This window comes from Terrisporobacter hibernicus, assembly GCF_020809405.1.
Lineage (GTDB): Bacteria > Bacillota > Clostridia > Peptostreptococcales > Peptostreptococcaceae > Terrisporobacter > Terrisporobacter petrolearius.
Genome location: NZ_CP081135.1, coordinates 3,952,376 through 3,977,164, shown reverse-complemented (window position 1 = coordinate 3,977,164; position 24,789 = coordinate 3,952,376). Strand labels below are relative to the sequence as shown.

Here is a 24,789-nt window from a genome sequence, read left to right as displayed (position 1 = left end):
TATGAATATTAATTTTAAAGAGATAGATAAATCAAATTACAATATTTGTATAAATCTAAAGGTAGGAGACCACCAAAAGGACTATGTTGCAAGTAATGCAATATCTTTGGTACAAGCTTTTTATGAAGAAGAGTTATATCCTATTGGTATTTATAATGATGAGGAAATGGTAGGATTTATATTATATGATTATGACAAAGAGCTGGAGGGATGGTCATTTTCTAGATTTATGATAGATATTAATCACCAAAACAAAGGTTATGGATCAAAAGCTCTTGAAAAGTTTTTAGAGTTTTTTCATAAAAAATACGAAGAGGAAAATTTATATACAAGTGTGGAAATAGACAACGAAGTAGCCATGAAGCTTTATGAGAAATACGGCTTTAATAAAAAAGATTCCTTTGAATATAAAATTGGAAATACTGTTTATAAGGAATTTAGAATGTTGAAGGAATGGTGGTAGTTTATTTTACATGATGACTAAAGGAGGATTAATTTGAATAATACTTTTAATAAATCAATTACAGAAATAATAAAAGATAGACATTCAGTAAGAACTTACAAAGATGTAGAATTATCAAAGTACATTATAGAAAAAATAGAGACTTACTTAAAAGAAATTAATAATAGTGAAGGAATATTTGGTGGGAAAATAAGAGTTAATTTAATTGAAAAAGATGACAATGATAAAGAGACGAAATTAGGAACATACGGAGTTATAAAAGGTGCAAACTATTACTTGACAGCAGCTTATGACAAAAGAGAAATGGGACTTTATGATTTGGGATACTTATTTGAACAAGTTGTATTATACTGTACTTCTCTAAATTTGGGAACTGTGTGGCTAGGAGGAACTTTTAATAAGGGCAAATTTGCAAAAGCCATAGATTTGAAAAGCAATGAAGCTCTACCAATAGTATCTCCAGTAGGTATTGAAGCTGAAAAGAAAACTTTTATTGCAAAAGTATTTGGTACTAATACGAATAAAAGAAAAGCTTTTAATGAAATATTTTTTAAAAATAATTTTGATAGGCCGCTTACTTATGAAGAAGCAGGGGATTTTGGTGAAGTTTTGGAAAATGTAAGATTAGCTCCATCTGCTGTAAACAAACAGCCTTGGAGGATAGTAAAGGAAAATGATAATTTTCATATATACAATGAAGGTAAAATAGAAATGAGCAAAATTGATATGGGTATTGCTCTATGTCATTTTCACTTAAGTGCTAAAGAAAAAGGGCTTAAAGGTGAGTTTAAAGTGCTTAATGAGAAAGAGAGTGATAAATTTAAGTACTTAATATCTTGGATAGGATAAATTTAATAAGAGTAAAAAATAATTTTGAAGTTATTAAGGGGGATTAACAGGAATGAAAAATAGTAAATTTATTTCAATCTCAAAAGTAACATATTTTCAAATGAATTTTTAAGCATGTTAGGGGGAGAGACGAAATGATAAGAAATAAAAGTAAAAATCCTATTGAAAGATATATAAAACAAAAGAAGAATTATGGATGGGAAGTAAAAAGTGAAGATAGTGAATACTTAATATTTGAAAAAAAAGAATCAAATGGAAAGTATTTTCAAACCTTTATGAAAGACGAATTATCTTTTAGCTCTATATTTGTTATAATATATGTATTTTTTATTCAAAATATCCATTATGAGTACAACGTAGACTTTTACTATACAATAACAAGTTACTGGAAAATTTTTATGTTATGTTATGCTAATTTTTTTATTATAATATTTTTAATAATATGCATTGGAGAAATAAAATATTTATTTAAACATAGAGTTAGTATGCAAGGTGGTAAAAGTGAGTATATAATACCAATAAATATAGTTAAAAGAAAAATGAAGTATGAAAAAGTAGGATCAATTACATTATCATTACTATTTATTATAGGGGTAAGTACCACAATAGGTGCCAATGTTTTATTAAAAGACAAGGAACCAAATGTTAACATAAATTTGAAATTAACAGAGTTAAATAATAAAATTAAAGGTGAAATTGATGATTCTATAGATGTAAGAAAAACAATATTTGCAGAAGATGTTTATTTTAAGCAGATTGTTTATCATCCTATTGAGAAAAAATACTATACTGATCGACTAGTAAAAGGGCGTTTTGAGATAGAGTATTTTTTCAGTGACAATAAGTGGGTTTTAAATAAAAGTTTTGAAAGTATTTATAATGACTTAAGTGATTACAGCTTATATAAAGAAGACAATAATTCAGTAGAACTTAAAAATTGGGGTGCAAAGAAATTATTTATAGGCGAAAACAAGGAACGTATTATTTTGTATGAAGATAAAGTATTAGCCATAGATGGAGATTTTGGGTATACAAAGGAAAACATAGATAAAATATTAAAAACTTGTAGTGAATTGAAAAAATAAAGATGGCTAGGTAGTATATCATTTCAACAAAATACAAGAAAATACAAGAAAATAATCTGAAATCTAAAAAAAGTATAAATTAAATAAAAGCTACTTCAAGCAGGAAAATAGTGGTAATAACTTAAACTATTAAAGTTATTACTACTATTTTTTTGATTATTATGTCTAAAATAAAAATTGACTATTATAAAAGGCATTAATATAAAATAGTTAGAAAATTCTGAGTAATATAAAAAGTATTGCGAAAACGTTTTTTTGTACTACAATTATCAAGGAATGTATTTTTTTGTTGTGGCAAATAAGGTGTGATTCTAATTATTGTTTGTATTAAAAAGGGAGGAAGAGTTATGGAACAAAATTTACAAAAAAATCTAGGACTATCAGCAGCACTATCAACAGTTATTGGAATGGTTATAGGTGGAGGGGTATTTTTTAAACCTCAAGCAGTATATACTTTGACAGGAGGAGAACCAGGACTGGGAATTTTAGCATGGATATTAGCCGGTGTACTTACAATAGCTGGTGGATTAACTGCAGCTGAAATATCAGCAGCTATACCTAAAACAGGTGGAATGATGATATACATAGAAGAAATTTATGGTGAAAAATTAGGATTTTTAACTGGGTGGATGCAAAGTTTACTGTTTTTCCCAGCAATGATAGCAGCTATATCTGTAATGTTTGGTCAGCAAGTTGCTTATCTATTTGCTAACCCTTCACTTAGTTTACCTTTCTCAATAGGTGTAATAATATTTTTAGCATTTATGAATAATTTAGGTTCAAAAACTAGTGGTATAATACAAACAGTATCTACAGTTTGTAAACTAATACCTTTAGTTATATTAATAGTATTAGGTTTTGTCAAAGGAAATCCATCTACAGCATCAATAATGAGTCCAATGGTAGGAGAGGGATTATCTCCAATGAGTATATTGGGTCAACTTATGATAGCTGTATTATTTGCTTATGATGGATGGATAAACGTAGGGGCTATAGCAGGCGAAATGAAAAACCCAGGCAAAGATTTACCAAGAGCTATTGTTGGTGGTTTATCAGTTGTTATGTCAGTATACGTTATAATAAATATATCATATCTATGTGTATTACCAGCAAGTACATTAGCATCATATGACGCTCCAGCATCTGCAGTAGCAGAGATTATTCTAGGGGCAACAGGTGGAAAATTAATCACATGTGGTATATTAATATCATTATTTGGATGCGTTAATGGATATATTTTAACTGGTTCAAGACCTTTATATACTTTAGGTATGAAAGAATTAGTACCAGGTAGCAAATTTATAAAGAAACTTAATAAACAAGATACTCCAGCATATTCAATAGCTGTTATCTCAGTAATTTCAATTGTATACTCAATATCAGGTCAATTTAATTTACTTACAGATTTAGCTATGTTTTCTGTGTGGGCGTTCTATATATTAACTTTTTATGGAGTGATAAAACTTAGAAAAGACAACCCTAGTTTACATAGACCTTACAAAGTACCAATGTACCCTTTAATACCACTTGTTGCAATGTGTGGAGGATTGTTTGTAATTATAAATCAATTATTCTTTGCAGGTTCATTTAGTAGAGCACTGGCAATTGGTAGTATTGTAGTAACTTTACTAGGTTTACCTATATATAATTATTTTGATAAATTAAGAGTAAAAGATTTCGGAACTGAAAAAATAGGATAGATATTATAGATGTAAATGAATAATAGGATAGACCCATAAATGTAAACGGTTACAAATAAAAGGATAGTTATGATAACTTAAATTTAAAAGGTTATTATACTATCCTTTTTATTATTAGACAGAAGTTATTTAAACAGATTATCTTAAGTTATCTTAAGATGTATTAATAAAGTAGTAATGAGAATATATTTTATAGTAAAATTATGGAATGAGAGAAACTTGAAGAAATTATATTAAATGAAAAGGCATAGAGGTGAAGTAACGAAAGAAATAAAAATTTGGAAGATGATTTTGGTTAACATATAAAAAATATAATTGATTTAATATTAATATTGTGATAGAATTCCACTATAATTGAATTATATATTTTAGTTTTCTAGGGTTCCGCAGTTTATGCTGGCTGGTCCGAGAGAAAACCCACAGTTACTGTGTACACGGAAGGATAAAAGCCTGGGAGATATTTTTAATAATATCCCTATGGCTTTTTTTTATTGCTATTTTTAAGGAGGTATAATTTAATGGAAAAATTAAAAGTTAAATTTATGAAGTATGTTAGTTTAAATGTTATGGGAATGATAGGTATTTCATGTTATATCCTTGCAGACACATTGTTTGTTTCAAAGGCTCTTGGGACTGTAGGGCTAGCGTCATTGAATTTTTCAATACCTGTTTTTAGTATTATTCAGGGTATTGGACTAATGATAGGTATTGGTGGTGCAACGGATTATTCAATTAATGAACAACAAAAGATCAGCAATAATACATCATTTACACAGTCGTTATATTTGGGTGGTATAATGTCTATTGTATTTGTATTGTTAGGGGGTTTCTTTGCAAAAGATTTAAGTACATTGTTAGGTGCAGATGAAGCAACACTTTCACTTACAAAGACTTATTTGACTACTATAATGTTATTTGCACCATTTTTTATTTGTAACAATATTTTGCTGGCTTTTATTCGTAATGACAATAATCCTAAGTTATCAATGATAGCCATGCTTACTAGTAGTTTGGCAAATATAATTTTAGATTATGTTTTTATGTTTCCTTTTTCAATGGGGATTTTTGGAGCAGCACTTGCAACATCACTTTCACCAATAATAAGTTTATGTATATTATCCATACACTTTACTCAGAAAAATCAAAACATCCATTTTGTAAAAAGTAAAATATTATTTTCAAAGATCTATCATATTATGACATTAGGACTTTCATCACTTATTGGAGAGCTGACGTCAGCAATATCTTTAATAACATTTAATCTAATTATACTAAGAATTGATGGAAACACAGGTGTAGCAGCATATGGTATAGTAGCAAATGTGGCACTTATTGCTACATCCATATTCACAGGAATATCTCAGGGGATTCAGCCTCTGTCTAGCGAGTATTATGGTAGAGGAGATATGACATTGGTAAATCGTATTTTGCGATATTCTATGACAACTACTATAATATTTGCAGTTTTAATTTATACAATTGTTTGTATTTTTACAAATGAAATAGTTGCTATTTTTAATAGTGAACAAAATATGAAACTTATGATGATAGCTTCACAAGGAATGAAAATATACTTTTTAGGTTATTTATTTGCTGGAATTAATATAGTGTCTTCTGCATTTTTTAGTTCCATATCAAAGGCAAAACAAGGTATGATTATATCTATTTTAAGAAGTGCTTTAATCCTTATACCTGCTGTTTTACTTTTAAGTATTTTCTTTAAAATGGATGGTATTTGGTATTCGTTTGTAATAACTGAATTAGCGGTATTTATTTTAAACAACATATTCTTACAGGATTTTAAATTAAGAACATCAAAGTCTATGTAACTGGTAATAAAAGAGTTAAAAAAGATACAATAAAAAATTAAGTAATTCTTATATTAGGAATAATATGTTAAATTAAGTAGATAACTGTATCTTATATCAAAATATCTAGATATATAAGATACAGTTATTTATATTATAGATTTAATCATATTAGTTATTTACTCTTTATAATTTAAGTACACATTTTCTATATACATAATTAAGTTTTTATTTCCATTTTCACTATTTAGCTTTTTCATTATCTCAGTAGCATTATTTATATTTTTTTCTTTATCCATTTCCTTAAAAGAAGTTATTAAATCCTCTACAGTAAGACTCTTTTCATATAAAGGTTTTAGAGCATATCCTAATTTGTACAATCTATTTGCCCAAAATGGTTGGTCTACAGAAAAAGGCATTATTAACTGGGGTTTTCCTGATTTTAATGCACTAGCCATCGTTCCAACTCCACCATGATGCATTATTCCTTTTGATAGTGGAAATAGTAGATTATGTGGCGCAGATGGTACTGCCAATATATGTTCTTCATTTTCAAAATTCATTCCGCTAACTCCAGTTAAAACTATAGCTCTATTATTACTTTCCCTTAAAGCTTTAATTAAGGTTTCTTTAAATTTACCAGGATTTTTTAGAGGCATACTACTAAATGATACTACTATTGGCTTACTACCTTTTGATATAAATTCATATATTTCTTTATTAAGTTTTTCTTCTTTATTTTCTAAAAAAACAAATCCAGGCAAATGTACTCTATTATCCCAGGTTTTTACATCTGCAAATAAATATTTACTTATAGGATAAACAATTGGTATTGGCCTATTATTAATACTATAAGCATATATTCCACTTTTACGAGGAGGCATATTTAGTATATTTTCTCTAAAGTCATTTATTTCTTTTAGATTTGAAGCATCTGCATATTTTATTGGAATGTAGGTTAATTTATTTATAAATTTACCTAAACTACCTTGTGAGTACACTGCCAAATTAGGAAATTCTTCTATAGGATAGATAAAAGGCACGGGAGAAATACATATACAAGGTATATCTAACTTTAGTGCTATGTCTTGTGCACCAAAAGACTTAGGGTGATAGATTATTATATCTGCATTTTTAGCACAGTTATAAAACTGTTCCATGGTTTTTCTATATGCTGGGTTTACTTTTTCTTTTGCATATTTCATAGCGTGTATTATATGTTTGGTACCATTGTTGAATACCTCTTGACCTTCCTTTGTTTGTAATAGTGCCATTAAATCTAAGTCTGCTTTGGCAAACTCTATATTATTATCTTCTATAAATGACTTAAAATTCTCTCCTGTACATATCACTACTTGGTGGTTATATTTTAAAGCTTCCACCCCAAGGGCTACATAAGGCTGAACATCACCACGACTACCTAGGGTAAATATTGCAATTCTCATATTCTTCTCCTTACTTATATACAGCTTCTTTAAGTAAAGAAGTCCATACTTTGTATTTCTTCATTATTTCATTAATATCTATATCTTCATTCATTTTTAATTTATTTTGAATATATCCATCTAACATTAGAGATAACATTTCTATAACCTTGTGTATATCTTCTTCATTTTTAAATTTACTTTTATCTATATTATCTAGATACTCATAAATATTAAAATTATCATAAGAAATAACTTTATTACTTACTATATCAATTATTCTATTATCATTTGACCAATAAGCAACTACAATAAAATTAAATATATGAGGATACTTTGTTAAAAGTTTATATTTTTGATCAATTACACATTCTAAAACTTCAAAAAAGTCTCTAGTTTTTCTACATAGATCCATATCAATACTTGATGATATTATTTTTTGAGAATACTCAAATAAAAACTCAAAATAACTTAACTTATTTTTAAAATAGTAAAAAAGCAATCCCTTTGATATTCCTGCTTTCCTTGCTATTAAATCTGTTGATGATTTTTGAAATCCATAAATACTAAAAATTTCAAGACCAGAGTTTATAATAGCAAGTCGTTTTTCTTCATCTAATTTATTAAATATTTCAGTCATATTTATCCTTTCTATTATTGACCAATTTGGTTAATAATTTAGATTATAATCTATTGACTATTTTTTTCAAGACTATCTACGTAATGAATAGAAATCTTTTACATTAGTTAGCAATACTAATACAATGGGAGCAAAAAGTAGGAGTTATATCAACACTATATTAAAACATAGCCCCAAATTAAAATAGCAACTATTTTGGGCGATGCCAAAGTAGTTGCTATCATTAATTTTTATATGGAATATGTAGAAGTTCTACTTGATTATATAAAATATATTCTTCTACTGATTTTTTATTTTTTTATTGGATCTTCAAATGATGGTGGAGTAATATTCATTTTGCTATCGTGGCTAGGTCCTGGTGTAGATAAATCAAAGTAAATTTTTGAATCTTCAGTTACACCAAAACTCTTATTAGAACCAGTATCTTTAACTTTGTTAAGAGCATCTCTAAATAATGCATTGTGGGCTTCTTCTCTATTTAGTAAGAAATCTATTGTTTCTCTTACATATTTATCTTCTATTTGTCTATAAAGATACTCATAAACAACTTTAGCTCTTTGTTCTGATGCTATATTTGATAGTAAATCAGCAACTAAGTCACCTGTTACAGTTACGTAATCAGCTGTCCATGGTGCTCCTGATGAATTTATTAATACTGGAGATAATCCTGTTAATACATGAGTTTCAACCTCACCTGATTCAACTGCTTTATAGTCAACATCATGACCGTTTAGTAAGTTTATAGTTTGTGCCACCATTTCCATATGGCTAAGTTCTTCTGATGCGATATCTAAAAACAAATCTTTGATTTCTGGATCTTTTATTCTAAAACTTTGAGCCATATACTGCATGGCAGCTTTTAATTCACCATTACCTCCACCTAATTGTTCTTGCATTAGAACTGCATATTGAGGATTGGGTTTTTCCACTTTTACTTCTTGTAATAATGCTTTATCGTGTTTAAACAAAATAATTTACCTCCTTTTTTATGTCTATGTTTATATTTTCCTATATCATATTTTGTATTCTTTTAATTAATGAAAAGATTCAATTAATGTTAAAATAGTAATTTAATGTTAAAAATAATTACTGTGATATAATATATAATTAGATAATAATTTATTAATTGTATATAGCCTAAGAAGGGAGATTAGAAAATGATCCAATCAATAGTACATATTGCTTTAGTTGTAAAGGATTATGATGAAGCAATAGAATTTTACACTAAAAAGCTGCATTTTACGTTAATAGAAGATACATACCAACCAGACCAAGATAAAAGATGGGTAGTAGTATCTCCACCTGGTTCAAATGGAACAACAATTTTACTTGCAAGAGCATCAAAAGAAGAACAAGAGCCTTTTATAGGAAATCAAGCAGGTGGGAGAGTTTTTCTTTTCTTAGGAACTGATGATTTTTGGCGCGATTATAATGAAATGATAAAGTTACGAATAGAGTTTGTTAGAGAGCCTAAAGAACAGGATTATGGAACTGTTGCAGTATTTAAAGATTTGTATGGTAACTTATGGGATTTAGTTCAGTTTAAAGAAAATCATCCAATGTTTAAAAGAGTAAAATAATGAATTTTAAAATACATGTGTTAATAAATTTACGAAGGATATAGTTGAAAGTTCAACTATATCCTTGTATAATATAACTAGTTGAACTTTCAACTAGTTTAAGGAGGATGAGCAAAATAGAAAAATTAACTAATGACATACTAAGAAAAATAGGTAGCTTATCTAGAGCAATACACTCTATAAGTGATATAAAATACAAAGAGCTAAAATTACAAAAAGGGCAGTTTACATTCTTGACTAGGATATGTGAGAATCCTGGTATTAACTTTGTAGATCTATCAAATATGTTAAAGGTAGACAAAACTACTACAACAAAAGCAGTTCAAAAATTAATTGAAGCTGGGTATGTAGACAAGAGACAGGACGAAACAGATAAAAGAGGATATAAACTATTTCCTACTGAAAAGTCACTTAAAGTATATAATCTGATAATTGAAGAAGAAAACAAAAATATAGAAGTATGTTTAGAGGGATTTACAAAAGAAGAGAAAATAGTAATAAATAAATTAGTAACAAGAATGAGCAAAAATATAGAAGAAGATTGGAAAAATAAAAAAAGATAAGAGGGAGAATTTAAAAATGATAAGAAAAGCTAGTTTAAATGATATAAATAATATAATGGATATAATAAAATCAACGGTAGAAGAAATGAAAACTTACAATAATACTCAGTGGGATGAAAATTATCCTCAAGCTATAGATTTTACAGAAGATGTAGAAAGTGGAGATTTATATGTGCAAGATGAAGATAATCAAATAAAAGGATTCATCTGTCTTAACTATATAGAACCAATAGAATATGAAGATTTAAGTTGGCAATCCAAAGATAAAGCCATGGTAATACACAGAATGGCAGTTAATGCTAATTACAGACAGCAGGGGGTAGCTACCAAGTTAATGAATTTTGCAGAGGAATTAGCCCTAGAAAATAATGTTGTATATCTAAAAACAGATACTTATTCAATAAATACAAAAATGAATTCTTTGTTTAAAAAATGCGGATTTAATCTTGTAGGTGAAATGAGTTTTTTAGGCAAAGAAAAATCATTTTATTGCTATGATAAATTATTAATAGATAGAACTGGAAAGTTTAAATCGGAATTTTAGGAGGAGAGAATGAATTTAGATGAATTAAGTTACTTATTCCAATGTGGATATATTCTACCATACCAGATAAAATGTTAATGGTGATAGCAACTATTTTGGAAGATGCCAAAATAGTTGCTATTATTAATTTTTATATATAAAATGTAGAAGTTTTATTTAATTAAAAATATATTCTTCTACTAATTTTCTGTTTTTTTAGCTTCTTTTTCTGTGAAGTAGTTTTACCATGTCCATAATTACTGTGGAGATTATAGCCAAAATAAAACATATACTCAGTTCCCTTATACCAAATGCTATAGGCATATCAAAAATATCTCTTAAGAAAGGTAATAAAGTTAAACTATACAATAGAGTACACACTATTATGGCATAAATTACGTACATATTAGAGAAAAACCCAATTTGTAATGTGGAATATTCATCAGATCTAGCTGGTAGAGTTTGGAATATTCTACAAAGTGTTATAGTTGTAAATGCCATTGCTGTACCTAGAGAAGGTGATGACATTCTTCCAATAAGTTGTGCTATTATAACTAGTATTCCAATTAAAATACCTCTAAATGTAATGATTTGTATTGTGCCACCTGCCAATATACTTTCATTAGGATCTCTTGGAGCTTTGGACATAACATTTTTTTCTGGTTTTTCAAAGCCTAAAGCTATAGCTGGAAGAGAATCTGTTATTAGATTTATAAATAATAGTTGTAAAGTAGTAAATGGATTTGGCCAATTGGCAAATACAGCAAATAGTATGGATATTATACCTGCAAGATTTCCTGCCAACAAATAGGTTATAGATTTTTTTATATTTGTGTAAACAGTTCTTCCAACTTCAATAGCATTTACTATAGTTGCAAAGTTGTCGTCAACTAAGATCATGGCAGAAGCATCTTTTGCTACATCTGTACCACTTCCCATACCTATACCTATATTAGCTTGTTTTAGTGCTGGTGCATCATTAACACCATCACCTGTCATTGCTGTTATTTTTCCTTTATTTTGCCATGCTTTTATAATTCTTATTTTATTTTCTGGAGATACCCTTGCATACACTGGTATGTGTTCTAGTTTTTCAGACAGCTCTTCATCACTTAAATTGTCTAATTCCTTGCCTGTGAGAGCCAGATCATCATCATCCATTATACCAATGTTTTTTGCAATAGCTCTTGCAGTTGTTTTGTGGTCTCCAGTTATCATTATAGTTTTTATTCCAGCAGATTTTGCATCTTTAACTGCATCAAAGACTTCTTCTCTAGGAGGGTCAATCATTGCTATTAGCCCAACTAAAGTCATGTCAACCTCATCTTCCAATGCAGGTACAAAGTTTTCGTCTGGGACATCCTTGAAAGCAAAGGCTAAAACCCTAAGTGCATCATTAGAAAATTCTTCGTTTACTTTTTTGTATTGTTCCAAAATATCATCACTTATAGGTTCTTTTTCACCATCTACTAAAGCATATTTACATCTACTAAATACAACATCTGGGGCACCTTTTGTAAACATATAAGCATTATGATGAATACTATTTACTGTTGACATTAGTTTTCTATCACTATCAAAAGGTATTTCATTAAGTCTGTCATATTTTTCTCTTAGTTCTTTATAATCTAATTTTTGTTTATTTGCAAATTTAATTAGTGCAACTTCTGTTGGGTCTCCTATTTCTTTTCCTTCTTCGTTTATATTTGAGTCGTTACATATGGCAGATGCAACGGTCAAAGCTTTAGAATGATAAGAGTAATTTATATTTTTAGGGTCCATATCATCTTCAGAAGTTTCATGCATATAAAAATCAACTACAGTCATTTTGTTTTGTGTAAGAGTACCTGTCTTGTCTGTACAAATTATACTTGTTGAACCTAAAGTTTCTACTGCAGGTAATTTTCTAATAATAGCTTGTTTCTTAGCCATATTATTGGTACCAAGGGAAAGTACTATGGTAACTATGGAAGACAATGCTTCTGGTATGGCAGCAACAGCTACTGCAATAGCAAACATAAAAGAATCTATAATTATTTTGCTAGGCAAGGTATTTGTAGAAATGTAGTTTCTTATAATTTGTATAGCAAATATGCCTATTGCTATTATAACTATAGCTACTCCAAGTTTTTTGCCAAATTCATCGAGTTTTTGTTGAAGTGGTGTTTGCTTACTTTCTGCACTTTCTAGTAGACCAGCTACTTTACCCATTTCAGTGTTCATTCCAGTTTTAGTTACTACAAAACTACCCCTACCATAAACAACTAAAGAACCACTAAAAACCATATTTCTCTGGTCGCCTATTCCAACTTCTTCTTCTATATTTTCATTATGTTTTAATACAGGTTCACTTTCTCCTGTTAACATTCCTTCTACTATCTTTAAAGTTTGAGCTTCAATAAGTCTACCATCTGCTGGAATATAATCCCCAGCTTCTAATATAACTATATCTCCTGGAACTAACTCTCTAGACTCAATACTTTGTTTTTGGCCATTTCTCAAAACCTTAGCCTTTGGCGCAGATAGTTTTTTTAGACTTTCTAAGGAACCCTCAGCTTTTTTTGTTTGAGTCACTCCTAGAATTGAATTTAATATAACAACTATAAAAATTATTATGGATTCAACAGCTTCACCTAGGACTATCTGTACTACTGCGGCAAGTAAAAGTATTAATACTAATGGATCTTTGAAACTTTCTAAAAATAACATCCATGTGGGAGTTTTATTAGCCTCTTTCAGTTCATTGTACCCATATGTTTCTAATCTTTTTTGTACAACATCATTTTTTAATCCTTTTATGTCAGATTGAAGGTTACTAATGGATTCAATATATGATTGTCTATAATACATTTTTGTCTCCTTTTAATAATTTTTTCTAAACTTATTATTTACAATTGAGTATTTAATATTATTAAAATAAATGATATAATTAAACCAAAATTTTAGGAGGGGAAAATGAATTTAGAGGAATTAAGATTAGACTGTGCAATAAAGCAAAAGAGAGGGCTTCATATTATTATGTCCACAGTTATTATATGGGGAGCAATTTTACTTGTACATATGTCATCAATGAATATATTTACTAAAAATTTATTTACATTTATTTGTACTGCACCATTATTACCAATTTCATATGCTATTTCAAAAGTAATTAAAGTGGATTTTCAAAATAAAGATAATCCTTTAACTAGTTTAGGTGTATTATTTTCAGTAAATCAAATAGTATACTTACTTATTCCTATGTGGATTTATCCTACCATACCAGACAAAATGTTAATGGTTATAGCAATAATTGCTGGAGCCCATCTTATGCCTTTTGGTTGGTTGTACAAATCAAAAACATACCTTGTGTTATCTGTTATCATACCAATAGCAGCATTGATTGTAGGTCTTAACTTTACACCAGTTATACTTGCTACTATGATGATATTGTTTGAAATAATTTTTTGCATATGTTTAAATTTTGAAAATAAAAATCTGAAGATAAAGGATAATTTAGTTGTTTAATAGGTAACTAGAATAGCGTAAAATATGGCGAAATGAACAATAGTTATATAATGGTATTATTAATATAATATTATTAGATAAATTTATGTGAAAATTAGAAGGATGTGAATTAAATGAAATCTTGTCCTAAATGTAATAATAAAATAAGCTTATCATCTATAGTTAAATCTACAACAACAAGAAGTGGTTTTATAAGATGCAATGAATGTAAATCTAAATTTAGAATGAAATATCATTGGTTTATTTCCATAACTGTTTTAGTTATTATGATACTCATTCTAACTAACTTAAATATGCATTATGTAATGTCTCGTCCTTATGTTTTTTTCAGAGGACTATTAGTGGCTATAGTCACTATTGTAGTTTATATAGCATTAATACTCTTTACACCTTGGCAAGAAAAATAAGTGACAAAAGTTATAAGTTCACAAATTTTATATGATGGGAAACAAACTTTGTGATGATATTATAAGTAAGAATAATTACGTAAAAATTTGAGGTGAAATAATATGCAAAAATATACGAAGGAAGAATTAAAAGAAGCAATAAATGTTGTAACTTCATCTATAAAAAACTGTGAGAAGATGCATCCAAAATTTGAAGAAGGCACATCACAACATACACTTCTTAAAAATAGGATAAAAGCATTATATATATCAAAATCATTAATAGAAGAAGAAAATATTAAAGAGAAATATACAAAGGAAGAGCTGGAAAAAGCCATAGCTCCAGTTTCGTCAATTATAAGCAAGTGTGAAAAAGCAAAGACAAAAGCAGTGGAAGGTACAGGAAATCATACTAGACTGACAAAAATTATAAAAGCTATGTATATTTCAAAATATTTAATTACAAATGAGATAAGTAAAAGAGATTAATATTTATATAAAGTAGTTCATATGAGCTACTTTTTTTGTGCAGTAATATAATGTTTAATAATAACAAACTTAAAAAATTTGATATTGATTATAATAAAAGATTAAAATAAAATGAAAAAGTTGAAAACAAGCAAAATTTGAGGAAGTAGGAGGTTATTTATATGTTTTTGTTGAAGATATAGTTATAATTTTATATTATAATTTAATTAAGAAGAATTATACTAATCAAAATTAGCAGGCATTTCTTGAAATAAGAAGAGGTGATTAGATGAACTGTATTTATGTCAAGTTATTTGACAATAGTAGTACAACTTTTAATGAAGAGATAATATCTTTTCCATATAACAAAGTCCAAGCTTTATTTTATTACTTAGTAGTAAATAAGACAACAACTAGAGATGAATTATGCTCACTTTTGTGGTCAGATATGGAAGAAAATAGTGCAAAGAAAAATTTAAGAAATGCTTTATATAAATTAAAAGAATGTTTTATGAAAGAAGATATTCTTTATCTTGCCAATAATTCAACAATTTCATTAAACTCTAATATAAAGATTGAAACTGATGTTGATAAATTTATCGACAATAAATTTGAAATAGATGCTTATACAGGAGAATTTTTAAAAGGGTATAGTGTAAAAAATGCAGATAATTTTGAAAGATGGATATATAATACACGTGAATACCTGAAAGGAATTTATCTAAAAAGACTTAATGAAAGAATTAAATTGGAAATAAGCAAAAAAAACTATGGGCAAATTGAGAAATACTGTAAGCTAATAATAAAAAATGATGAATTTAACGAAGAAGCCTACAAAAACTTAATGATTTGCTATAAGGATCAAGGAAAGTATGTTAGTGCTATAAAAGTTTATGATGATATTTCAGATATATTAAATAAAGAATTGTCAATCACTCCAGACATTGAAATAGAAAAGGTTTTCAGGGAAGTACTAAATGATATAAATAAAAGACATAATACAGACAAAACCAATTCATTTTTTTATGGAAGAGGGAAAGAAATTAAACTTATAGAAAGTACTTACAAAGACTTTGTTGAAAATAAAGAGTCAAAATCTATATTGATTCAAGGTGAAATGGGTATAGGAAAAACTAGATTAAAAGATAAGTTTATTCAATCAATATCAAAGGAAGATATTTATATCTCAGAAGTAAACTGTTACCAATTTGAAGACGAGTACTCACTAAAACCTTGGAAAAAATGTATAATAGATTTAGTAAATATAGCAAAAGAAGATAATGCTGAATTCCCCATACTTTTACAGAGTATCTTAAGCAAATTTATACCAGAAATAGACGAAGAATCATTTGAAAATTTCAAACTGGAAACGGCCATAAACTTGTTAAAACAAGATGTGTTCACAGACTCAATAGGAGACATACTTAAAAGAATAGGAAACAATAAAAAAATACTCATTGTCTTTGAAGATATACAATGGATGGATTCAGTTAGTATAACATTGTTATCAAGTTTAATTTGCAATTTAAATAAAGATAATATAATATTTTTACTTACTTGTAGAAATGAATTTAATTCTAATATTGATAAATTACTTATCTCCACAAGTAAATATAATAAAATTGAGAAAATAGAACTTAATAGATTTAGCAACCAAGACGTAAAAAGCTTTATTAACAAAGCTATTCCAAATAATAATATTTCAACTGAAATGATAAATAAAATATATTTAGAAACAGAAGGGAATACATTTTTTCTTACAGAGTATTTAAGTATTATCAATTCACCAAAAGGAATAAATATAATGACCTCAAAAATGCAAGATGTTTTGAAAAGTAGATTTGTGGATATGTCCAATAATGAAAAGAAGATAGTCGAGATTGTTTCATTATTTGACGATGTTGCACCGATATCTATAATAAGCCAATTAACACAAATTGATGAATTTGAAATTATAGATATAATAGAAGATCTGGAGAAAAAGTGTATTTTAGAAGAAACATCCAAAGGAAGTAAGGTTTATCTTAAATTTACACACAGAAAATTAAGAGAATTTATACATAGGGGTTTATCTCAAATCAGAAAGAATATACTACACAACAAGGTGGGTAAAATTATTGAAAAAAGTATAAATAATGATTCGGAAAACATTAACTTATACTTTAAACTAATTTATCATTATAAAAATGCTAATAACAATATAGATTGTTTAAAATATAAGGTAAAAAGTTTAAATGTTACTTTAAACTTTATTCATGAGCGTTTTCCAAGAATTTATCATAATGATGAATTTTATAATAAATTATATTATGATGAAAATATAACAACAAAAAAACTAGATGAAATAGAGCAAGAGTTAATTGAATTAAAAGCAGTAGAAGGAGATAGTTATAATACTCAAGAGTTAGAAATATATATACTTCACATAAAAGGGAGATACCTAATAAGAAAAGGTCAATACTTTGAAGGTTTAAAATGCATAGAAGATATGATAGACATGTCCATGGAAATTAATCTTAATGATTATATTATTGAAGGATATAAGCAGATGATATGTTATTGTATTCAAACAAACAATACTAAAGAAATGATTAAGTATGTAAATTACGGTTTTAAATTTATTGAAGATTACAAAATTAATAGTGAAAAAGTGGCATTTTTAAGATTTAAGGCATTATATAAGATAATGGTTGGAGAATATGAAACTGGAGAAAATTTAATGATGGAATGTATAGAATCATTAAGAAAGAATAAAAAAATACTTAATCAATATATTTTATACATAGCGGCTTGTTACAATGATATAGGCAATATAAAAATGAATTTACAAAACTTTGAAGAAGCATTAGAGTATTATAAAAAGTCTATTGAAATTTGTGAAGAAAAAAATATATGGATTAGTATATCCTTATTTCAAACAAATGCAGGTGTTGCGGCTTACTATTTAGGCGATCACAATATGGCTAGATACTATCTAAAAAAAGCATTAAATATTTATAAGAAAATTGCTTATAATTCTGGAGAATCTATTGCGCAATCTTATATGTCACTAATTTCATTTAAAGAAGAAAAATTTAAAGAATCCTTAAAATACTTAAAAAGCGCAGATACAAAATCAAATGTATTAAAAAATCCTAAAGAAATAGGAACAGTTTTACTTGTAAAGAGTAAAATTAAAGATAACATGGAAAGTAATAATAAAATAGCTGACGTATTTAAAGATTATCTTAATGAAGATTTAGAGCAATATGTTAATAAAGGATTAAAATACTTGAAAGAATCAAAAGAAGAGTATAAGTTTAGTAGTTAATAATTTATAGTGAAAAAGGAGTATATGAAAATGATAAAAAATCATTTTCATATACTCCTTTTTATCGTCTATAAAACCTTATTATGTAACAAATAAATTTGTACATGACTTTTTATTATTGACGCTTTAATGACGGCAGGTAAATACAATTGTGGTATAAAGAAAAATAAAAATTTTTAAGGGGGATTTACAACAATGAGTAAAAAATATGTTTTAGCTGTTCCAAATTTTAGTGAAGGTAAAAATAAAGAGTTAATAGACAAGGTAGTAAATGCTGTAGATAGCGTAGATACAGTTAAAATTGTAGGTGTAGAACCAGAAGAAAATTTTAATAGAACAGTACTTACATTTATATGTGAACCACAGTTTTGTAAAAAGGCAATGATTGAAATGGCAGGAGCCGTATATGAAGATGTAAACATGGAAGTGCATAAAGGAGATCATCCACGTATAGGAGCATTAGATACTGCGCCAGTATTTCCACTTCAAAATATGACTATGGAAGAAACAAAGGTTTTAGCAGAAGAAATAGGAAAAGGGCTGTTTGAAACTTACAATGTACCAGTTTATTTCTCAGGAGCTAATGCTAGAACTGAATACAAAAAATCTAATACAAACATAAGAAAAGGTCAATATGAAGGATTAAAAGCTATATTAGAAGATGAAAATCATCCTGATTATGAAATAAGAAAGCCAGATCTTTCAATAGATGGAAAGCTTGATTCAAAGATGGGTGCAGTTACTGTAACTGCTGATGAGGAAGGCTTGGTTGCTTATAATGTATATGTGGAGTCAGAAGATGAAGCAATAGCAAAAGAAATAGCTAAACTAGTAAAAAGTCCTGATCATGGATTTACTTCTATAAAAAGTGTAGGATTCAAAGACGAGGGACATGCAGGTACAGCAGTTTCAATGAACGTGTTTGATTGTACAAATACACCACTAGCAATGCTTAGGGACTATGTAGACAAAGAAGCTCAAAAAAGAGGAACTAAAGTAATTGGAACAGGGCTTGTTGGACCAGTTAAACTTCAATATTTAGTAGACTCTGCTAGTAAATATGGTTATAAATTTGATGGAAACTATGGTGGACTTATAGATTGTCTTGAAGCAAACATGGGCTTAGAAGGATTTAAAGTAAGTTCAATTATAGAATCTCATTTAGGATAATATGCATGATGTATATGTGTAAAAGGAGAAAAATATGAATGCTATACAAATTATTTTATGTGCATTAGTAATTTTAACATTATACTTTCTCTATATATTTGGAAAGGATTATTTAAAAGCTAAAAGAGAAGATAGGCTTGAAAAAGAAGGGAAATTTGGGGCATTTGCATTAGTTGGCTTGGTAGTAAACTTTTTCGATAGTTTGGGAGTGGGAAGCTTTGCATTATCAACATCTACCTTTAAAATTGGGAAAATGATGAATGATAAGCTTATTCCAGGAACACTAAATGTAGCTACAACTACATCAGTGGTAACTGAAGCATTAATTTTTATGACAATAGTAAAAGTAGATATATTAACATTAGTTTTAATGATAGCATCCTCTATGTTAGGAGCATATTTTGGTGCTGGTATTGTTTCTAAATTGCCAGAAAAGAAAATTCAGCTTGCAATGGGAACTGCTTTAGTAGCTGTGGCACTTTTAATGCTATGTGGATTCTTAGAAGTATTTCCAATGGAGGGAAAACTTATAGGTCTTACTGGTATTAAATTAGCAATTGGATGTGGTGTATGTTTTGTACTGGGTATCACTAACTGTGTAGGTATAGGAATGTATGCTCCAATAATGGCATTATCCTTTGCTTTAGGATTATCTCCACTAGTTGCTTTTCCACTAATGATGGGTTCAACTGCATTTTTACAACCTATCTGTTCAGTTAAATTCATAAAAGAGGGAGTATACCATAGAAAAGCTTCTTTAGCATTTAGTATATTTGGAGTTATAGGAGTTTTAATAGCTGCTTATATTGTAAAATCATTACCTATTGATATTCTTAAGAGAGTGGTTTTCGTAGTAGTTCTATATACATCAGCTACTATGTTCAGATCAGCATTAAAGAAGAATAAATCTACTCAAGAAAATAAGGTACAAAGTAATAAAATAATTGAAAGCAATTAGATTTAAAATTTATATTATTTAGGAGAATATATAATGTTACAAGATTTAACTGTAAAAGATTTTATAGATGAATTGGGGTCCAACTCTCCTGCACCAGGTGGTGGGAGTGTGTCTGCACTTTCTGCATCTATAGCTAGTACATTAGTAACCATGGTACTCAACCTTACAATAGGAAAGAAAGAATACATGGAATACGAAGACTTTATAAAAGATGAAATTGTAAAATCATTAAACCATGGAGAAAATTACAAAAAGGAATTTTTAGATCTTATGGAAAAAGATACTTCTGCTTTTTTATCATTGATGGATGCATTCAAAATGCCTAAAAATACAGAAGAAGAAATTCAAATAAGAAAAGAAAAAATACAAAGAGGAAATAATGAAGCATTAGAAATTCCCTTTGAAGTTTCTCAGAAAGCTTATAAATTATATAATTATATAGATATAGCAGCAGAATATGGAAATAAAAATGCATTGTCAGATACAGGAGTGGCAGCACTACTTGTAGAAGCTGCTGTAGAAGGAGCATTACTAAATGTAAAAATTAATATTTTAGGATTAAAGGATGAAGATAGGAAAAAAGAGTTAACTGAAAAATGTGAAATAATATTAGAAAAGAGTAAAAAAAGGAAAGAGCGTATTATTAATAGTATTGAATCCCAATTAAAATAAAAAACAATATTAACCTACCTCAATTTTGTGAGGTAGGTTAATATTGTTTTTTATCGTAAATAAGAAATAAAGTAGTATAAAAAATAATTGTGTTGAAGCAACGTATAAACTAAACTTAATAGTGAGATTAAAATTAAGTGGGTGATAAGATGAATAACCTATTAAGTACCTACAAAGGCTTACCAAGAGAAATCTACATATTATTTTTAGGGAAAATAGTTAATGCAATGGGGGCATTTGTTCAACCTTTAATGTCTTTAATACTAACGCAAAAACTGGGAATGAGTGCAGGAGAAGCTGGTGAACTTGTTACTTTTATGGCAGTATGTCAAGTGCCATGTATTATAATGGGAGGAAAATTAACAGATACCATAGGAAGAAAAAAAGTAATAACCATATTTCAGACAATGGGCATTATAATGCTAATAATTTGTGGAATAATTCCACTATCAATCACAACAGCTAAATTTATGATACTGTCTTCTTGTTTTTATTCTATCTCAATGCCTGCCTATGATGCCCTAAATGCAGATTTAACAAATGAAAGTAATAGAAAGAGTTCTTATTCATTACTATATATGGGTGTGAACATAGGATTTTCCATAGGATCCATGATTGGAGGTTTTTTGTACAACAATTATTTGCCTTTGATTTTTATAGGTGATGCTGCCACAACTGTTATTGCACTTTTATTAATTATATTTTATATAAAAGAACCAAATAAACAAAAGGAAGTTGTGTTAGACTTTGAAGAAGAAGATTTACAAAGATCAACATTAAGTGTTATTCTAAAAAGACCCATACTTTTTTTATTTCCATTAATGATGTTGTTATTTCAATTTGCGTATAGTCAATGGGTATTTACACTACCTATTCAGCTAGGGGAATTGTTTAATGAAGGTGGAGCTAGACTTTATGGTTTTTTAGGTGGATTCAATGGTATTATAGTAATTACTTTTACACCTATATTAACTTATTTTACTAAAAAATACAGAACTTTGAATATTATGAGTGCAGGTGGAATGTTATATGGATTGAGTTTTATTATATATGCCTTTGCATATTATAAAATATCTTTTTTTGTTGCCACATTAGCATTAACTATTGGTGAAGTTCTTATAGTAACAAATGCCCAAGCCTTTATTGCAAATAATACGCCGTCATCTCATAGAGGAAGGATAAGTTCGATTTTCCCCATGATATCAGGTGCAGGGTATGCTATTGGTCCTATGATAATGGGGGATGTAATAGATGCCTGTGGTATATTTGTGGCTTGGATGATAATTACGGCTATTTGTGCAAGTGGTGCAGTGGGAATGATTTTGCTAAAGAATCTTAAGAATGTAAATGATTAGATAAATTTGATGATATGAATTATAGGAGGATGAGGTTTGGATTTTAGTATAGTAGCAGAAAATTTAATAGAAGATTATGGAATGATAAGTATATTTTTAGTAGTTTTACTTGAATATGCAAATTTTCCACTGCCTAGTGAGGTGGTGTTACCATTTATAGGCATAATGGCATCTAGCGGAAATATGAATTTTGCCCTAGCTCTTGTGATTTCAGTTTTTGGGGGAATAGTTGGTAGTATTACAAACTATTTGTTAGGATTGTATTTTGGTAAACCTATACTTAAATATATGTCAAAGAAATATCCTAGAACACAACCTTCAATTAAGGCGTCCATGTGGTGGATGAACAAATATGGAAAAATGTCTGTTATGCTGGCAAGAATGGTACCTGTAGCAAGGACCATAATATCCATTCCTGCAGGTATAAATAAGATGAACATAAATATTTTTATACTGTATTCTACTATAGGTATAAGTTTGTGGAACACCATACTAATATCTTTAGGTTATGTACTTGGAGATAATCTTACTTTAATAACTAAGATAGTTAAAGATTACTCACTGGTAGTTGGACTATTGGTAGTTATTGTTATGATAATATTTTATATTAAAAAAGAAAAAATGTAAATCAGTAGTGCAATACCTTTGATTTAGTTATACATATAAAGAAAAAGAAAGACCTCTTAATATTTTATGAATATTGAGAGGTCTTTTATTTATTGATACAAATTTTAAATTGTTAAATGAATTTAAATTCATTGAGAAATTACTTATACATTACTACATTAATAAAAAGCTAAAACTGTTAAATATGTAGCCAGTTATAACTATGCCAACAGTAACTATTCCAACAAAAATAACTAATAATTTTGGCTTTACCACTTTACTTAACATTATTATTGATGGAAGAGATAAAGCGGTAACGCTCATCATAAATGCTAAAATAGTACCAATAGGAACACCAGCCATAAACAATGCCTCAGCAATAGGAATAGTACCAAAAATATCTGCATACATGGGAATACCAACTACTGCAGCAATAAGTACAGAAAAAGGATTCTCGTGACCTAATATGGAAAGAATTACATCTTGTGGTATCCAGTTATGAATTAAAGCACCTATTCCAACACCTATAAATACATACCTATAAACATTTTTTACTATAATTTTAGTATCATCTAAAGCATAGTTTAATCTTTGCTTTTGGTTAAAGTCCTCTGATTCGTCATACAAATCTCTTGTTTTTTCATTGTAAGTTCTTATTTCACTTTCCATATTAAGTTTACTTATTATAGTACCACCGACTATAGCTATTAGAAGGCCTAAAACTACATAAACAATAGATATTTTCATACCAAAGAATGATGCAAGTAATAGTAGAGAAGCTATGTCTACCATAGGTGATGATATTAAGAATGAGAATGTAACGCCTAAAGGTAATCCTGCATTACTAAAACCAATAAAAATAGGAATACTTGAACAAGAACAAAATGGAGTTACAGTACCTAAAAGGGCTGAAATTGTTGCACCAGAAATGCCCTTAAATTTTGTCAATATTCTTTTTGTTTTTTCTGGTGGAAAGTAACTTTGTATGTATGATATAAAAAATATAAGTACAGTTAAAAGTATAAATATTTTTATAGTATCATAAATAAAAAATTGAATACTGCCACCTATTCTAGATGAAACATCTAGTTTTAAAATGTTTTCCACAAATATGGTGATTAAATTAGATAACCACTTCATACCTAGGATTTGTTCTGTAAAAAAATTAAAAGCGTTCATAAAACCTCCTGTTGATACATCAAAAAAAATTGATGTTAAAATGATAAATAAAAGTATATCCAATTGTTATTGAATATACTTATATTTATTATATCAAAAAAAATTGATTTGAGAACCCTTTATAAAAATAATTTTTGAATTACTTCATAAGTTAAAACTCTTGATATACTATCTTTATTAACAGAATAATAATTCCATTTTCCCATGGAAGTTTTACTTATAAGATTTACGGAAAGTAGCATTTTTAAGTGATATGAAAGTTTTGACTGGGATATATCAAACATATCTACTAGCTTGCAAACACACACACTTTCCTCAGAGTATAGTTTTTTTAATATTTGTAATCTGATAGGATCAGATAATGCTTTAAAGATTAATTCTAAATTTTCCATAATAATACCTCCATTATTAATTATTATATCAAATTATTTGAAACTAATAAAAATATTTATTATTAATATGGACAAAATATAGTTATTAAATCAAAAAAAATTGATTTATTTTAGGAAAATCAGTTTACAAATCTTTACTTATAACATATCA

23 protein-coding genes and 1 riboswitch are annotated in these 24,789 nt (G+C 28.1%); of the genes, 17 read left to right on the top strand and 6 right to left on the bottom strand.

The features are described from left to right. Position 1 precedes the first annotated feature (1 nt). From JW646_RS19450 to JW646_RS19430, 5 genes are all read left to right on the top strand, one after another. Positions 2–463 carry a GNAT family N-acetyltransferase gene (locus JW646_RS19450; RefSeq protein ID WP_228416087.1) on the top strand — a complete coding sequence of 154 codons (462 nt, stop codon included), beginning with the start codon at positions 2–4 and terminating at the stop codon, positions 461–463. Positions 464–496: 33 nt separating this feature from the next. Beyond that, entirely contained in the window at positions 497–1,312 is an 816-nt protein-coding gene (locus JW646_RS19445; protein WP_228416086.1) for a nitroreductase family protein, read from the top strand. A 134-nt stretch (positions 1,313–1,446) separates the two neighbouring features. Beyond that, complete coding sequence (locus tag JW646_RS19440; protein ID WP_228416085.1) at positions 1,447–2,397, top strand: hypothetical protein; 951 nt, start codon at positions 1,447–1,449, stop codon at positions 2,395–2,397. 347 nt (positions 2,398–2,744) lie between these two features. Further along, a complete protein-coding gene (locus JW646_RS19435) occupies positions 2,745–4,097 on the top strand; it encodes an APC family permease (protein WP_074916958.1) in 1,353 nt (450 codons plus the stop codon). 365 nt (positions 4,098–4,462) lie between these two features. After that, positions 4,463–4,556, top strand: a riboswitch (guanidine-I (ykkC/yxkD leader). 59 nt (positions 4,557–4,615) lie between these two features. Beyond that, entirely contained in the window at positions 4,616–5,926 is a 1,311-nt protein-coding gene (locus tag JW646_RS19430; protein ID WP_228416084.1) for an MATE family efflux transporter, read from the top strand. A 158-nt stretch (positions 5,927–6,084) separates the two neighbouring features. Here the strand turns inward: JW646_RS19430 and JW646_RS19425 are convergent, their stop codons facing one another. The 3 genes from JW646_RS19425 to JW646_RS19415 all read right to left on the bottom strand — a co-directional run bounded on the left by JW646_RS19425 (position 6,085) and on the right by JW646_RS19415 (position 8,937). Continuing rightward, on the bottom strand, positions 6,085–7,350 hold the full coding sequence (locus JW646_RS19425; RefSeq protein ID WP_228416082.1) for a glycosyltransferase: 1,266 nt from the start codon (positions 7,348–7,350) through the stop codon (positions 6,085–6,087). A gap of 10 nt (positions 7,351–7,360) precedes the next feature. After that, positions 7,361–7,969, bottom strand: a complete 609-nt coding sequence (locus JW646_RS19420) for a TetR/AcrR family transcriptional regulator (protein WP_228416081.1) — start codon at positions 7,967–7,969, stop codon at positions 7,361–7,363. Between the two features lie 290 nt (positions 7,970–8,259). Then, positions 8,260–8,937: a manganese catalase family protein gene (locus JW646_RS19415; protein WP_148556876.1), complete on the bottom strand. Its 678-nt coding sequence runs from the start codon at positions 8,935–8,937 to the stop codon at positions 8,260–8,262. A 189-nt stretch (positions 8,938–9,126) separates the two neighbouring features. On the opposite strand from JW646_RS19415, the gene JW646_RS19410 reads away from it, so the two are divergent. From JW646_RS19410 to JW646_RS19400, 3 genes are all read left to right on the top strand, one after another. Then, positions 9,127–9,549 carry a VOC family protein gene (locus tag JW646_RS19410; protein ID WP_228416079.1) on the top strand — a complete coding sequence of 141 codons (423 nt, stop codon included), beginning with the start codon at positions 9,127–9,129 and terminating at the stop codon, positions 9,547–9,549. Between the two features lie 107 nt (positions 9,550–9,656). Next, the gene (locus JW646_RS19405) at positions 9,657–10,112 is read left to right on the top strand and encodes a MarR family winged helix-turn-helix transcriptional regulator (RefSeq protein WP_148556874.1); all 456 of its coding nucleotides are present in this window, start codon (positions 9,657–9,659) and stop codon (positions 10,110–10,112) included. Between the two features lie 16 nt (positions 10,113–10,128). After that, positions 10,129–10,656 (top strand): GNAT family N-acetyltransferase, encoded by a 528-nt coding sequence (locus JW646_RS19400; RefSeq protein WP_228416077.1) that lies wholly within the window; start codon positions 10,129–10,131, stop codon positions 10,654–10,656. Positions 10,657–10,851: 195 nt separating this feature from the next. Here the strand turns inward: JW646_RS19400 and JW646_RS19395 are convergent, their stop codons facing one another. Further along, entirely contained in the window at positions 10,852–13,485 is a 2,634-nt protein-coding gene (locus tag JW646_RS19395) for a calcium-translocating P-type ATPase, PMCA-type (protein ID WP_228416075.1), read from the bottom strand. 105 nt (positions 13,486–13,590) lie between these two features. Here JW646_RS19395 and JW646_RS19390 point away from each other — a divergent pair, with 105 nt between their 5' ends. The 9 genes from JW646_RS19390 (at position 13,591) to JW646_RS19350 (ending at position 23,088) form a co-directional block, all read left to right on the top strand. After that, positions 13,591–14,142, top strand: coding sequence for a DUF7010 family protein (locus JW646_RS19390; RefSeq protein WP_148556871.1), 552 nt, complete (start codon positions 13,591–13,593; stop codon positions 14,140–14,142). 113 nt (positions 14,143–14,255) lie between these two features. Beyond that, positions 14,256–14,549, top strand: a complete 294-nt coding sequence (locus JW646_RS19385; protein ID WP_228416074.1) for a hypothetical protein — start codon at positions 14,256–14,258, stop codon at positions 14,547–14,549. Between the two features lie 102 nt (positions 14,550–14,651). Beyond that, positions 14,652–15,017, top strand: a complete 366-nt coding sequence (locus JW646_RS19380; protein WP_228416072.1) for a hypothetical protein — start codon at positions 14,652–14,654, stop codon at positions 15,015–15,017. Between the two features lie 268 nt (positions 15,018–15,285). Then, the gene (locus tag JW646_RS19375) at positions 15,286–18,306 is read left to right on the top strand and encodes an AAA family ATPase (RefSeq protein ID WP_228416070.1); all 3,021 of its coding nucleotides are present in this window, start codon (positions 15,286–15,288) and stop codon (positions 18,304–18,306) included. Positions 18,307–18,501: 195 nt separating this feature from the next. After that, a complete protein-coding gene (gene ftcD, locus JW646_RS19370; RefSeq protein WP_228416068.1) occupies positions 18,502–19,476 on the top strand; it encodes a glutamate formimidoyltransferase in 975 nt (324 codons plus the stop codon). Between the two features lie 34 nt (positions 19,477–19,510). Then, positions 19,511–20,434, top strand: a complete 924-nt coding sequence (locus tag JW646_RS19365) for a sulfite exporter TauE/SafE family protein (RefSeq protein ID WP_228416066.1) — start codon at positions 19,511–19,513, stop codon at positions 20,432–20,434. 33 nt (positions 20,435–20,467) lie between these two features. Continuing rightward, a complete protein-coding gene (locus JW646_RS19360; RefSeq protein WP_206923433.1) occupies positions 20,468–21,106 on the top strand; it encodes a cyclodeaminase/cyclohydrolase family protein in 639 nt (212 codons plus the stop codon). A 149-nt stretch (positions 21,107–21,255) separates the two neighbouring features. Continuing rightward, a complete protein-coding gene (locus JW646_RS19355; protein ID WP_228416064.1) occupies positions 21,256–22,461 on the top strand; it encodes an MFS transporter in 1,206 nt (401 codons plus the stop codon). 36 nt (positions 22,462–22,497) lie between these two features. Next, a complete protein-coding gene (locus JW646_RS19350) occupies positions 22,498–23,088 on the top strand; it encodes a DedA family protein (RefSeq protein WP_228416062.1) in 591 nt (196 codons plus the stop codon). 153 nt (positions 23,089–23,241) lie between these two features. Here the strand turns inward: JW646_RS19350 and JW646_RS19345 are convergent, their stop codons facing one another. Both JW646_RS19345 and JW646_RS19340 read right to left on the bottom strand, forming a co-directional pair. Continuing rightward, a complete protein-coding gene (locus tag JW646_RS19345) occupies positions 23,242–24,246 on the bottom strand; it encodes a permease (RefSeq protein ID WP_228416061.1) in 1,005 nt (334 codons plus the stop codon). Positions 24,247–24,365: 119 nt separating this feature from the next. Further along, entirely contained in the window at positions 24,366–24,638 is a 273-nt protein-coding gene (locus tag JW646_RS19340; protein ID WP_228107620.1) for an ArsR/SmtB family transcription factor, read from the bottom strand. Positions 24,639–24,789 lie beyond the last annotated feature (151 nt).